At 63.3% G+C, this 12,997-nt stretch carries 9 protein-coding genes and 1 pseudogene; 8 read left to right on the top strand and 2 right to left on the bottom strand.

The genetic code is table 11. The features are described 5' to 3' along the window. The first annotated feature begins 48 nt into the window (after positions 1-48). The 5 genes and pseudogenes from SDENCHOL_RS09650 to SDENCHOL_RS14230 all read left to right on the top strand — a co-directional run bounded on the left by SDENCHOL_RS09650 (position 49) and on the right by SDENCHOL_RS14230 (position 8,096). Complete coding sequence (locus tag SDENCHOL_RS09650; RefSeq protein ID WP_154717036.1) at positions 49-5,208, top strand: autotransporter domain-containing protein; 5,160 nt, start codon at positions 49-51, stop codon at positions 5,206-5,208. A 109-nt stretch (positions 5,209-5,317) separates the two neighbouring features. After that, positions 5,318-6,136 carry a peptidylprolyl isomerase gene (locus SDENCHOL_RS09645; RefSeq protein WP_154717035.1) on the top strand — a complete coding sequence of 273 codons (819 nt, stop codon included), beginning with the start codon at positions 5,318-5,320 and terminating at the stop codon, positions 6,134-6,136. Between the two features lie 537 nt (positions 6,137-6,673). Then, positions 6,674-7,156, top strand: a complete 483-nt coding sequence (gene tadA, locus SDENCHOL_RS09640; protein ID WP_269458638.1) for a tRNA adenosine(34) deaminase TadA — start codon at positions 6,674-6,676, stop codon at positions 7,154-7,156. Between the two features lies 1 nt (position 7,157). Further along, positions 7,158-7,634: pseudogene (locus SDENCHOL_RS14505) on the top strand (L,D-transpeptidase family protein); the annotation flags it as partial. Next, a complete protein-coding gene (locus tag SDENCHOL_RS14230; RefSeq protein WP_231913030.1) occupies positions 7,620-8,096 on the top strand; it encodes a GNAT family N-acetyltransferase in 477 nt (158 codons plus the stop codon). The pseudogene SDENCHOL_RS14505 and the gene SDENCHOL_RS14230, both read left to right, overlap by 15 nt. Positions 8,097-8,099: 3 nt before the next feature. Here SDENCHOL_RS14230 and SDENCHOL_RS09630 read toward each other — a convergent pair whose 3' ends face one another. Together SDENCHOL_RS09630 and SDENCHOL_RS09625 are read right to left on the bottom strand one after the other, a co-directional pair. Then, the gene (locus tag SDENCHOL_RS09630; RefSeq protein WP_154717033.1) at positions 8,100-8,942 is read right to left on the bottom strand and encodes an NRDE family protein; all 843 of its coding nucleotides are present in this window, start codon (positions 8,940-8,942) and stop codon (positions 8,100-8,102) included. A gap of 37 nt (positions 8,943-8,979) precedes the next feature. Beyond that, on the bottom strand, positions 8,980-10,014 hold the full coding sequence (locus tag SDENCHOL_RS09625) for a YgfZ/GcvT domain-containing protein (RefSeq protein ID WP_154717032.1): 1,035 nt from the start codon (positions 10,012-10,014) through the stop codon (positions 8,980-8,982). A 123-nt stretch (positions 10,015-10,137) separates the two neighbouring features. On the opposite strand from SDENCHOL_RS09625, the gene mltG reads away from it, so the two are divergent. Genes mltG through holB form a run of 3 tightly spaced genes read left to right on the top strand, consistent with a single transcriptional unit; the run spans position 10,138 to position 12,868 of the window. Beyond that, positions 10,138-11,163: an endolytic transglycosylase MltG gene (gene mltG, locus SDENCHOL_RS09620; RefSeq protein WP_154717031.1), complete on the top strand. Its 1,026-nt coding sequence runs from the start codon at positions 10,138-10,140 to the stop codon at positions 11,161-11,163. After that, entirely contained in the window at positions 11,160-11,774 is a 615-nt protein-coding gene (gene tmk, locus SDENCHOL_RS09615; RefSeq protein ID WP_154717030.1) for a dTMP kinase, read from the top strand. Before mltG ends, tmk begins: the two co-directional genes overlap by 4 nt. Positions 11,775-11,812: 38 nt before the next feature. Further along, positions 11,813-12,868 (top strand): DNA polymerase III subunit delta', encoded by a 1,056-nt coding sequence (gene holB / locus SDENCHOL_RS09610; RefSeq protein ID WP_172955052.1) that lies wholly within the window; start codon positions 11,813-11,815, stop codon positions 12,866-12,868. The last annotated feature ends 129 nt before the right edge of the window (positions 12,869-12,997 follow it).

Raw genomic sequence — 12,997 nt, 5'->3', positions numbered from 1 at the left:
AATTGTTCCATCGCATTGCTACAACACCATATAAAACAAGGGGAATCCATGAACAAGAACCATCGCATCATCTGGAACGAGGTGCGTAACTGCTTCGTCGTTGCCAGTGAAAAGACCAAGAGCCGGGGCAAGCCCTCAACCACCCGCAAGACCATTGCCGCCGCCGTGGCCGCGCTGCTGATGGGCGCGCCCGGCATGGCGGCGGCTGTTTGCAGCGGTACGACCCCGTTGAGCAGTGCCGTGAGCGTTACGCAGTGCTACGATAACGTGGCCGCTCAGATAACAGGCAGCGGTTCCATCATTCATCAGGATCTTGCGCATGCGCTCGGCATCATCGCGACGGATGCCAGCCTGAACAACGCCGGCTTCGTTCTGGCCAATACCACGCCCGTGGAGTTGAGCCAGGATCCCGGGATAGCCGCCGATGCGCTGGGGATCAGGTTCACCCATGGCCTGGCAGCGCCGCTGGGCCTGAACAATACGGGAACCATCAGTGCGCTGGTAACGGATCACTATGCAAACAGCGTGGACGCGACGGCCATTCTCATCGCCGACGCTGACGCCCCTGAAGGCGCATTGGGCGACCTGTCGAGCAGCCTGACCAACGGCAATATGATCAGCGCCATCGCCTCTTCCGATCTTGATGGCGGCGAAGATGCGGGCACGGCGCCGTTTGTCGTTCAGGCCAACGGCATCGTTGCCGGCAACCTGACCGATACCGGCGTGCTGACCAACAGCGGCACCATCGACGTGCATGCCACGGCATCTGGCGAAGATGTCATGGCGTATGCCCATGGCGTCAGTCTGGTCGGCCTGCGCTCCGAGGGCGCTGAGGCGACGTATGCGGAAACATTCACTAGCCACACCGTGTTTGCTGGCGGCGACCTGGCCGGCTCGCTGAGCAATACCGGCACCATCTCGGCGAATGCGCAAGCCACGGGAGGCTCCTCTGCCAGCGCGGCTGCCTATGGCATCGATCTCGAAGGTAATCTCTCCGGCTCGTTGAGCAATACGGGCAGCATCGCCGCCAGCGCGACCGCCACCAGCATGGACAATGCCTATGCTGCTGCCTACGGCATACTGGCAACCAACAATCCTGAGATCAAGAGTTACACTTATGACGGCGGCTATTCAAGCGCCGAAAACCCCACCGGCATCCTCTCCGGTTCGCTGACCAACAGCGGTACCATCTCGGCCGTGGCAAATGCCGAGGGTGGGGATGGATATGCCGTTGCCATCGCTCGTGGCGTTCAGTTCGAAGGCGGGATTGCGGCAGGCGGCGAGTTGACCAATGACGGCAGCATCACGGCGGACGCCCATGCCATGGCTGACTATGCCCGATCCGGCGCCTTTGCCGTTTTCCTCGGTGGTGGCGAGGATAGCGCGGGCAGTCTGTCCGGCACCCTGGTCAACAACGATCTGATCCATGCGCAGGCCACGGCGGAGGGCACCGAATTGGCTTGGGCCGATGCGGCCGGCATCGTGGTTGCTGGTGAAGATGGCCTTGTTACACTAATGGCTCAGGCGGGGGGGGCCGGGCTGACCAATAACGGCACGATAGAGGCTTACGCCAATGCCACAGCGGCAGGGGAAGACGCTTACTATGCCGGTGCCAATGCCTTGGGGATCGGTGGCGGTGGCGGCGGCTTGTCTGTTCCCTTGATCAACACCGGGCTGATCGACGTTCAGGCGACGGCGACCTTGACAGAGGCTTCGTACGCGGCGTCCAACGTAACTGCGTTTGCCCGTGCTGAGGGGATCAGTTTCGGCGGGTTGAGTTCGCTGGATAACCAGGGCGATATCCTTGTCAGCGCCACGGCCGATGCGTCTGCGTATGCTTACGCCTATGCTTATGCCTACGGTATTTCCATCTCTACCCTGAATGGCGCGCTCGACAACAGCGGCAATATCGAAGTTGCATCCACGGCGACTGGCGAGGAGGATGCCTATGCCGTTGCCTACGGCATCATGATCGGCGGGAACTCTGCCGAGCTGACCAACAGCGGCACGATCGCCGCCACGGCGACGGCTACGGGCGAGGACCATGCCTATGCCGCTGCCTACGGCATCACGATCGGCGGGAATTACGCCGGTCTGACCAATAGCGGCACGATCGCCGCAGCGGCGACGGCCACTGGCGAGGATGCCTATGCCGTTGCCTACGGCATCATGATCGGCGGGAATTTCGCCGATCTGACCAACAGCAAAACGATCACCGCCACGGCGACGGCTACGGGCGAGGATGCCTATGCCGCTGCCTACGGCATCACGATCGGCGGGAATTACGCCGATCTGACCAATAGCGGCACGATCGCCGCAGCGGCGACGGCCACTGGCGAGGATGCCTATGCCGTTGCCTACGGCATCATGATCGGCGGGAATTTCGCCGATCTGACCAACAGCAAAACGATCACCGCGACGGCAACGGCCAATGGTGAGGACGCTGATGCCGCAGCCTACGGCATCACGATCGGCGGGCAGTTCGCCGATTTGACCAATAGTGGCACGATCACCGCTACGGCAACGGCCGATGGCGAGGATGCCTATGCCATTGCCTATGGCCTGCGTATTGGCTACATGGGCGAAGATGCATCGCTGACCAACAGCGGCACGATCACCGCCACGGCGACGGCCACTGCCAGTGGAGAGGATGCCGAAGCCTATGCCGCTGGTGTCATCGTTGGTGAAGATCTGTATGGCACGTTGACCAACACCGGCACGATCAGCGCCACGGCGACGGCCACTGCCAGTGGCGAGGATGCCGAGGCCTATGCTTCCGGCGTCATCGTTGGCGAAGATCTGTACGGCACGTTGACCAACAGCGGCACGATCAGTGCAACGGCAACGTCGACGGCCAGTGGCGAGGATGCCGAGGCCTATGCTTCCGGCGTCATCGTTGGCGAAGATCTGTACAGCACGTTGACCAATAGCGGCACGATCAGTGCAACGGCAACGTCGACGGCCAGTGGCGAGGATGCCGAAGCCTATGCTTTCGGCGTCATCGTTGGTGAAGATCTGTACGGCACGTTGGCCAACAGCGGCACGATCACCGCGACGGCCACGGCCGATGGCGAGGATGCCTATGCCGAGGCTTACGGCGTGCGTATTGGCTACATGGGCGAAGACGCAGCGCTGACCAACAGCAGCACGATCACCGCCACGGCGACGGCCACGGGCGACGACGAGGCCTATGCCGCAGCTTACGGCGTGCGTATTGGTTACATGGGCGAAGACGCATTACTGACCAACAGCGGCACGATCGGTGCAACGGCGACGGCCAGTGGCGAGGACGCCGAAGCCTATGCCGCCGGCGTCGTCGTTGGTGAAGATATGTACGGCACCTTGACCAACAGCAGCAATATCAGCGCGACGGCCACGGCCGATGGTGAGAATGCCTATGCCGAGGCTTACGGCGTGCGTATTGGTTACATGGGCGAAGACGCAGCGCTGACCAACAGCGGCACGATCAGCGCAACGGCGACGGCCAGTGGCGAGGACGCCGAAGCCTATGCCTATGGCGTCTACGCCGGTGAACTGAACGGCACATTGACCAACTCCGGCACCATCACCGGTACTGCGGATAATCCGGCCAACGGCTATTCGCTGTATGTCGATGGCGGCAGCGGTACGATCAACAACCTCGCAGGCGGTGTGCTGAAGGGCAACCTGTATGTCGGTGAGGATGTGACGGTCAATAACGCCGGGCTCGTTTCGATTCCCGCCGGTGCCCACGGCTACATCAACAGCGACTACACCCAGCAGAAGGGCGGGGTGCTGGAGATCGGCGTGGTATCCGCCTCCGGAGAAGACGGGTACGGCACCCTGGACGTCCGTGGTACGGCAGACCTGAGCGAGAGCGACACCATCGCCGTGCGCGTCAAGCCGATCAATACGCTCGATAAGGGCGACAAGCTCAACAACGTGGTGAATGCGCCCAGCGCTGAAGGCGGGTTGCTGCTTGCGAGCGGCAACGCCGCGGAGGGCGATACCGTCAAGGTGATCGGTACGCCGTTGTTCACTTACCGTGGCGAGGTCGATGCGCACCACAACATCGACATCTATATCGACGACGAGCGTACCTTTAACGAGGTGCTCGATTCCCAGGGTAATGCTTCCATTGCCGGTATCGGTTCCACGCTCGATGAGCTGAATAATGCGTACGGTGGGGGCGAGGATGGCAGCGGCCCGATGGATGAGTTGATCGATGTGCTGTACGGCCTGAACTCGGTGGAAGAGCTGGCCCGGGCCGCGCAGTCGCTGACGCCGCTGATTTCCTCGCATATCACCCAGGCGACGCAGGGCGTGATGCAGGATGTGAATCGCATCATCCAGGCACGCCAGGAGGGCAATCGCGGCCTGTCTTCGGGTGAGCAGTTCTACGGGGACGGCAACTTCTGGTTCAAGCCCTTCGGCTCACGTGCGGATCAGAAGCAGCGCGGCGGTGTCGATGGCTATCGCGCCAAGTCGTATGGCCTGGCCTTCGGCGCGGATGCGGTGGTTTCCAACGCAACCCGCGTCGGCGCGGCCTTCACCTACGCCAACAGCGATGTGGATGCCAAATCGGTGATCCGCCAGTGGGGCGATGTGGATAGCTATCAGCTGGCGTTCTACGGCAGCCATAGCCTGGATGAGCGGACGGATGTGAACTTCCAGGTGGACTTCGGCCATCACAAGAATGACGTGGGCCGCAGCCTCCTGGTGCCGACACCCGCCGTGGCCAAGGGCAGTTTCAACGCCTGGAGCGGCCATGTCGGTGGCGGTATCGGCCGCAACTATGTGCTGGATGCCAGCACTACCCTCACGCCGTCCTTCCGCGCCGATTACAGCTATCTGCGCACCAAGGGCTACACCGAAACCGGCGCCGGCCTGCTGAATCTGACGGTGAATGGTTTCAATGTGGATGAACTGGTGCTGTCCGTGGATGGCAAGCTGAGCCGTGATCTGGGCAGCGGTACGAGCTTCGTGGCGAACCTGGGTCTGGGCTACGATGCGCTGGCGGATCGGACTTCGATTACTTCGGCCTTCGTCGGCGGCGGTTCGGCCTTCGCCACCCAGGGCATCGATCCGTCGAAGTGGCTGGTGCGCGGCGGCCTCGGTCTGGTGATGAAGAAGGACAAGTCCTACGAAGTCACGGCGCGTTACGATGCCGAAGGCCGCTCCAAGTACACCAACCAGACGGCTTCGGTGAAGGTCAGGATTCCGTTCTGATCGGCAGGTAGACGGGTATCCGGTGTAAATCATCCGGTACGAAGGACACGCAGGGCACTCATGGATTCATGGGTGCCCTGCGTTTTTGAAAACACACAGGACAAATGCGATGCCTCGTTTTGCGAAAGAATCGTTTTCCAGTATTTCCCCGCTGTTTTCCGCGCTGGCGCTGGCCATCCTGCTGACGGCTCCGATTCCGGCACAGGCGGCCAGTGATACGGCGGCGATGGTGAATGGGCAGGCAATCAAGCGCAGCCGGGTCGATTTGATCGTCAAGGATGTTGCGGATGCGGGCCGGAAGGCGGATCCGCAGGCCGTGCTCGATGCCTTGGTCACCAATGAGCTGCTCGCCCAGGAGGCGCAGCGGCAGGGTATCGACCGCCAGGCGGGATTTGCCGAACGCATGGAGAATCGCCAGAAGGAGCTGCTGGCCACGCAGTTGATCCGCGATCACCTGCGGCGCAATCCGGTGACGGAAGAGAGGCTGAAGGCCGAGTACGAGAAGTTCCGGGCGGCCGTGGGCGAGAAGGAATACAGCGCCCGCCACATCCTGCTGAAGACGGAGGCAGAGGCCAAGGAGGTCATCGCCCTGCTGGTCAAGGGCGCGGATTTTGCCAAACTGGCCAAGGAGAAGTCGCAGGATGCGGCGACCCGCGAAAAGGGCGGGCAGCTTGCCTGGTTTGCCCGAAACGCGGTGATTCCGCCGCTCGGTCAGGCTGCGGCCAGTTTGCAGAAGGGCTTGTATACGACGCTGCCGCTGCGCAGTCGCGCCGGCTGGCATGTGCTGAAGCTGGAGGACGTGCGCGATCTGCAGGTGCCGGCTTACGATGCGATGAAGGCACGCCTGCGGCAGCGGCTGGTTGCCCAGCAGACGCGCAAGCTGATCGAGGGGCTGCGCAGCAAGGCGAATATCGAGATGCTGAAGTAAAGACCGCCGGAAAGCAGCGGCCAGGCCGGCGGCGTCCGGAATTGCCGCGCAGTTTTCACCGTTTCAGGTCGAGTGCAGGGCTGGAAAGCAAAGCCGGAAGAAACAAGCTGGAAAGCCGAGCCGGAAAAAACAAATGCGGAGCCGCGGCTCCGCATTTGTTCGGTACTGCATCACTGCGGGAAAATTCCCGCGGCTTTTTTACTTGCCAAAAGCCATGGTGAAAGCATAAGTACCGTTGACGCCACAGGCAGTAACCATCAGCGTGGTGACGGCCAGGGTCAGTGCGGTGATATATTTGGACATGATGTACCCCTTAGCTAAAGTGGTTGTTGATTGAACGTGACTCACGTCACGGCTCCATTCTACGTCGATATGCGTTGCTTGTCAATACCAATATGCAGGCTCGGTTTGGCTGGATATTTTTTGGCCATATTTGATGTTGTTTTACCCGTTGCGCACGCGTATGGCTGGCTGCATACAACAAGGATAAGCGGCAGCGAAAGCGCTTTCCGGGAATGATACATGGACGATGAATCGATGATGGGAATCTTGGAAACCGATACCCGCATGATGCAGCTTGCGCTGGAGCTGGCGCATGCGGCAGCCGGTTGCGACGAGGTGCCCGTCGGGGCGGTGGTGGTCGATCCCGGCGGACGGATCGTCGGGCGCGGCTATAACCAGCCGATCGGTCGCCATGATCCGACGGCCCATGCCGAAATCATGGCGCTGCGGGCTGCGGCTGAGGCGCTGGGCAATTATCGCCTGCCGGGCTGCACGCTGTACGTCACGCTGGAGCCTTGCGTGATGTGCGCCGGCGCCATGATGCACGCGCGTCTGGCGAAAATCGTTTATGGCGCGCGCGACCCCAAGACCGGCGCTTGCGGCAGTGTGGTCGATCTGTTCGCGGAAGGGCGGCTCAACCATCATGCCGAAGTGGTCGGCGGGGTGCTGGCGGCGGAGTGCGGCAGCTTGTTGTCGTCGTTTTTTGCTGCGCGGCGGCAGCGGACAGAGGTGGTCTGAGATGGAAATTTTCATCAGCCTGCCCGCGCAGACGCTGGAGCTTTTCGACGATAGCGGCCTGTTACTGCGGCGTTACGCCGTATCAACGGCCCGGAATGGCGCCGGCGAACTTTCCGGCAGCCATTGCACGCCGCGCGGCAGGCATTTGATCCGCGCCAGGATCGGCGCAGGTTGCGCGCCGAATACGGTGTTCGTGCGGCGCCGTCCGACCGGGGAGCTGTGGACGCCGGAATTGGCGGCGCAAGCGCCTGGCCGCGACTGGATCCTGGCGCGCATACTCTGGCTGTCCGGCTGCGAGCCAGGGCGGAACCGGCTGGGCAGCATCGATACCATGCGCCGCTACATTTACCTGCACGGCTGTCCGGATGATGCGCCGATGGGTGTGCCGGGCTCGATCGGCTGCGTGCGCATGCGCAACCGCGACATCATTGAGCTGTTCGATCGGGTGCCGCTCTATACCCCGGTGGAGATTGCCGAATATCGCGTCGTCGGCGGTGATTGGCCGGCGCTGCGGGCCGGTGCGCGGGTGGTGCGGGAACGGGTGTTCATCGGCGAGAAAGGGATCGCGCCGGCGCTGGAGTGGGATGAATTCGATTCCGATCCGCTTTGCCGCCACGTGGTGGCCGTGGATGCGGCAGGGAATGCCATCGGCACGGGACGGTTGCTGGCTGATGAGGCTGCCGGTCGAGGTAAGGATCGCAGCGGAGGCAGTGGACGCATGGGCCGCATCGCCGTTCTGCCGGCCTGGCGCGGGCAGGGCGTGGGCGGCAGTCTGTTGCGGCGTCTGCTGGAGCAGGCGAGCCAGGCGGGGATGCGGCAGGTGCGCCTGCACGCGCGGGCGGATGCCCAGGCGTTTTACCGGCGTTTCGGCTTTGTCGCCGAGGGCGAGCCGTTCATGGAGACCGGCTCGCCGCACGTGTTGATGCGGCGTGGGTTGTAAGTTTCAGCAGGCGTCCGTGTCCAGCCTGAAACGGAAGCGGCTGCGCTGACTGACCGCAGGCGGCATGCCCGCCGTTTCCGCCGTACCCGTAGCACCATCCGGCCGATAACTCTGTTCGTCGAAGCTGATGACCTGCCGGCGATCGCAAAGCAGCACGGTCGAGCTGCGCGTGCCGTAATGCGGCGCGCGGATGAAGGCGGCGGAGAGTGCGCGTTCCCATTCGAGGCTGATGCCGGTGCGTGGCAGCTGGTCGTCAGCATGGGTGTGATCGTCACGCAGTAACTCGAAGAGCGGCGCTTCCCGCGGCAGGGTGGCGAGCGCTCGCGCCAGCGCCGATTTGCCTTGGGCGACCTTGGGCCAGGGCGTATCGAGCAGGTTGTTGCTGAGGCCGTAGATGCCGGGGCCCAGCGCCTTGGCGGGCTTGACGGCGGAAAAGCCGCCGTTTTGATCGCGATTCGAGTAGTACCAGAGGCCGTCGGCCAGGCTGCCGCAGATCAGGTTGAAGGCTTGATAATCATCGGCGTGCGCGGCCAGGGCGGCCAGATAGGCGGGCGCGCTGCCGCTGTCCTGGAGAAAATCGCTGACCAGCCGGCCGCGCGACAGCGCCGGCGGCGGGCTGGGCCGCTCCTTGACTTCCCGGTAGTTGGTCAGGGCGGCAAAACGCCCGTTGCGGGTGATGCCCAGCCAGGTGCCGCCGGCGAGCAGATCGCGGCCGGCCAGCAGTGCCGGGTTTCCCGGCCAGAATTGCGCGCTGGCGGTCGGCCGATCGAAGAATTCGTCGCGATTGGCCGCAACGATCAGCGGGTATTCCGGATGTGCCTGCCAGGCCAGGAGGATCAGGCACATGGCGTTCCCATTCTGTGTGTTCTAGACGGAGGCGGCTTCAGCCCAGCGCGTAGGGCAGCGGGGCGGTGACGAGCAGCGGACCGTCGCCGCTGCCCAGATGCAACTGGCCGGCATCGGCGCTGGCGCTCTGGAGGACGGCGAGGACATCGTGTCCGCCCTGCGGCGAGGCGGCGGCGTTGACCACCATGCCGCAGAGCTGGGGAGCGGGATTGCCGTCATCCGCGGCGAAGACGGGGGTTCCCGCAGCCGGCATGGCGCCGGTCGCGTTGGCGACGTGGGCGCGGTACATGCGGCGCTTGACCTTGCCGAGATACTGGGTGCGAGCGACGATTTCCTGGCCGGGGTAGCAGCCTTTCTTGAAGCTGACGCCGCCGATCAATTCATAGTTGACCATTTGCGGGGTGAACTCCTCCCGGGTGGCGGCGCTGATCTGCGGAATGCCGGCGGCGATTTCCAGCCAGCGCCAGGCATTCAGGCCGGCCGGCCGCGCATGGCCGGCCAGTTGCTGCCAGAGCGCCGGCGCCGCAGCAGCTTCGGCAACCAGCCAGTAGCGTTGCTCGCCGATGCGGATGATGCGGCCCTGTTCGAAGCGGTTGGTCTGCATGTTCGTCGCCGGCAAGGGCGCAAGCGCGGCCAGGGCCTGCTCGGCCTGGGGGCCGGCCAGACCGAGGATGATCCGTTCGTCGCTGGCATCGGAGAGCTTCACCTTGGCGCGCAGCACGTACATCGAGAGTTTCTTCAGGATGCCGGCATGCAGGTCGTCGGCCAGCGCCAGCAGCAGGTCGTCCTCGTCGCGCCAGGCCAGGAAAGTGGCCAGCAGCCGCCCTTTTGGGGTGCACAGGCCGCTGCGATTGGCGCCGTTGGCGGCCAGGGCTTCGATGTCGTTGGTCAGCAGGTTGTGGAGGAAGGAAGCCGCATCCGCGCCGCTGGCCCGGATCAGCCCGAGATCGGTCAGCGGCACCAGGATGGAAGCGGATTGGGCGCTTTGCAACTCGGCCAGGGGCTGGCCGAAATCCAGGTGATCCGGAGCGAGGCCCTGTTGCGTCAGGAAGTCTTGCCATTGCGGGTTCATGCTGGGGTTTCTCCGCTAAAATCAACGGCTCATTATATCCCGACCGCCTGCGGGCGATGGCATGAGGCGCAGTGCTTCCGCGACCGCCTCCGCTTTTGAAAACCCGCATCCTGCCTGAACTTCATGCGATTTCTCAAACGCCTTGTTTTTGCGGCGCTGCTGCTGGCCAGTCTTGCCGCCGGTTGGCTGGTCTGGTTCGCGCTGACGCCGGTTGTTCTGAATAATCCGGTCGGCGCGGAAAAACCGCTGGATTTCACGATTCCCGCCGGGTACGGCCTGCGTGCCGTGTCGCAGCGGCTGGTGGATGAGGGCATGGGCTTCTCGCCCTGGCAATTCACCGTGCTGGCGCGTCTGCTGGGCAAGGCCGGAGCGATTCAGGCCGGCAGTTACGAGGTCGAGGCCGGCGTTACGCCCTGGCAACTGCTCGACAAGCTGACCCGGGGCGATGTCAGCCAGGGAGCGCTGCTGTTCGTCGAGGGCATGACCTTCCGCCAGTTGCGCGCGATCCTCGATGCGCACCCGGAACTGCGGCACGATACGGCTGGACTGAGCGATGCGGAAATTCTGGCGCTGATCGGCGCGGAGGAAAAACATCCCGAAGGCCTGTTCTTTCCCGATACCTATCTATTTACCAAGCGGTCGAGCGATGCCGAACTGCTCAGGCGCGCCTACCGGGCGATGCAGCAGCGGCTGGCCCAGGCCTGGGAAGCGCGCGCGCCCGGTTTGCCGCTGAAAACGCCTTACGAAGCGCTGATCCTGGCGTCCATCGTCGAAAAGGAGACGGGACTGGCCGAGGATCGTCCGCTGGTGGCTTCCGTTTTCGTGAATCGCCTGCGTATCGGCATGGCCTTGCAGACCGATCCGACCGTCATCTACGGCATGGGCGAGAAGTTCGACGGCAACCTGCGCAAGCGCGATCTGCAGACGGATACCCCGTACAATACCTATCGGCGTCCCGGCCTGCCGCCGACGCCGATTGCCATGCCGGGGCAGGCGGCCTTGCAGGCGGCCCTGCAGCCGGCGCACAGCGACAAGCTGTATTTCGTCGCGCGTGGCGATGGCTCCAGCGCGTTTTCGCGCAATCTCGGCGAGCACAACCGGGCCGTGACGCAGTACCAAAGACGCAAGGAAAGGGAAAACCGGCGGTGAGAGGCAAGTTCATTACCCTGGAAGGGGTCGACGGAGCGGGCAAGAGCACCCACCATGCCTGGCTGATCGACCACCTGCGGGCGTGCGGCAAGCAGGTGGTGGCCACCCGCGAGCCCGGCGGCACGCCGCTGGGTGAGACGCTGCGCGGTCTGCTGCTGAGTCAGCCCATGCATCTGGAAACCGAGGCGCTGCTGATGTTTGCCGCCCGTCGCGAGCATCTCGACAAGGTGATTCTGCCCGCGCTGGAACGCGGCGACTGGGTGGTTTCCGACCGCTTCACCGATGCCAGTTTCGCTTATCAGGGGGGCGGGCGCGGCCTGCCACCGGCGCGGCTGGAGACGCTGGAAACCTGGGTGCAGGGCGGGTTTCAGCCGGATCTGACCTTGCTTTTCGATGTGCCGGTCGAGATTTCCCGCGCGCGCCTGGCGGCGACAGGCCATGCGCTGGATCGTTTCGAGCAGGAGCAGGGCGAATTCTTCGAGCGCGTGCGCCAAGCCTATTTGCAGCGGGCCGGGCAGTTTCCCCGGCGGATCGTTCGCATCGACGCGGCCTTGCCGCTCGATGAAATCACGAAAACACTTGAGAAAACCGTTTCAACTATTTGTTCATGAACATTTTTCCGTGGCAGACCAAGCTTTGGGAGCAGCTCATGTCCGCGCCGGACAAGCTGCCGCATGCGCTGCTGCTGGCCGGGCCGGCCGGGCTGGGCAAGCAGGCGTTCGCCATGGCCATGGCGGCACGCCTGCTCTGCGAGGCGCCGCTTGCCCAGGGCGAGGCGGGCGCGCTGGCCTGTGGCTGCTGCAGTTCCTGCAACTGGCTGGCGACGGGCAATCATCCGGATTTTCGTCTGGTGCAGCCCGAGGCGGCGGAGGAAGCCGGCATGGACGAGGGGGAGCAGGAGGCATCTGCGGCAAGCGGCGCGAAGAAGGCGAAGCCCAAGACTGCGCGGGTGGCATCCGGGCCGATACGCATCGACCAGATTCGCGGCCTGGCTGACTTTGTTTTCATTGGCAGCCACCGCCACGGACGGCGCGTCGTTATTCTGAATCCGGCTGAGGCCATGAATCCGGCAGCAGCGAATGCACTTCTGAAGATACTTGAAGAACCTCCAGCATCCATATGTTTCATATTGGTTTCCGACTCCTGGCGCAAGCTCTTGCCTACGATACGCAGCCGCTGCCGCATCGTGGTTTTTGGCCGCCCGACCCCGGCGCTGGCGGCAAGCTGGTTGCAAGCCGAAGGGGTCGAGGACGTCGGGAGCCTGCTGCAGCTTACCGGCGGCGCGCCCCTGCTGGCGCGTGATTGGGCGCAGCAGGCGGTGCTGACGAACTATCGCAAGGCGCTGGAGCCGTTACTGCTTACGCAGGATGGCCCGGTGGATCCGGTGTCCATGGCGGCGAAATGGGGCGAACTGCTCAAGGCGGACAGCACGTTCGATTTGCCGCAACTGGTTGATATCGTGCAGAAATGGGTGATGGATCTGACGCAGGTGGCGCTGGCGGGCAGCCTGCGTTATCACCTGGAGCCGGCCTGGCGCGACAGGCTGGAGGCGCTGACGAAACGCAGCAATGCAACGGCCTTGCTGGGCTGCGACAGGGATTTGCGGCGCATCCGGGCGGTCGCCCGTCATCCGCTGAATACGCAGTTGTTCCTCGAGGACATGGCGGCCCGCTATCTACGGTCTCTGTCAGTAAAAAACAATTGAAACATACAACAATCCTGATTAGCAATGAACGTCAGCAGAACTACACATAGGTTCTCGTCATTCCCGCGAAAGCGTACTACTGTCCGGAATAATTTCATGCGAAGAGGCCGTCATCCCCGCGAAAGCGGG

Source organism: Sterolibacterium denitrificans, assembly GCF_900174485.1.
Classification (GTDB): domain Bacteria; phylum Pseudomonadota; class Gammaproteobacteria; order Burkholderiales; family Rhodocyclaceae; genus Sterolibacterium; species Sterolibacterium denitrificans.
Note: the sequence above shows the minus strand (reverse complement) of the source record. Positions and strands in the feature narration are given on the sequence as shown.

What these genes read in the sequence shown, in the direction of transcription:
- tadA (WP_269458638.1), top strand. Translation starts at nt 6,674, where the DNA reads ATGATGGGAATCTTGGAAACCGATACCCGCATGATGCAGCTTGCGCTG.
- SDENCHOL_RS09645 (WP_154717035.1), top strand. Translation starts at nt 5,318, where the DNA reads ATGCCTCGTTTTGCGAAAGAATCGTTTTCCAGTATTTCCCCGCTGTTT.
- SDENCHOL_RS09630 (WP_154717033.1), bottom strand. Translation starts at nt 8,942, where the DNA reads ATGTGCCTGATCCTCCTGGCCTGGCAGGCACATCCGGAATACCCGCTG.
- mltG (WP_154717031.1), top strand. Translation starts at nt 10,138, where the DNA reads ATGCGATTTCTCAAACGCCTTGTTTTTGCGGCGCTGCTGCTGGCCAGT.
- SDENCHOL_RS09625 (WP_154717032.1), bottom strand. Translation starts at nt 10,014, where the DNA reads ATGAACCCGCAATGGCAAGACTTCCTGACGCAACAGGGCCTCGCTCCG.
- holB (WP_172955052.1), top strand. Translation starts at nt 11,813, where the DNA reads ATGTCCGCGCCGGACAAGCTGCCGCATGCGCTGCTGCTGGCCGGGCCG.
- SDENCHOL_RS09650 (WP_154717036.1), top strand. Translation starts at nt 49, where the DNA reads ATGAACAAGAACCATCGCATCATCTGGAACGAGGTGCGTAACTGCTTC.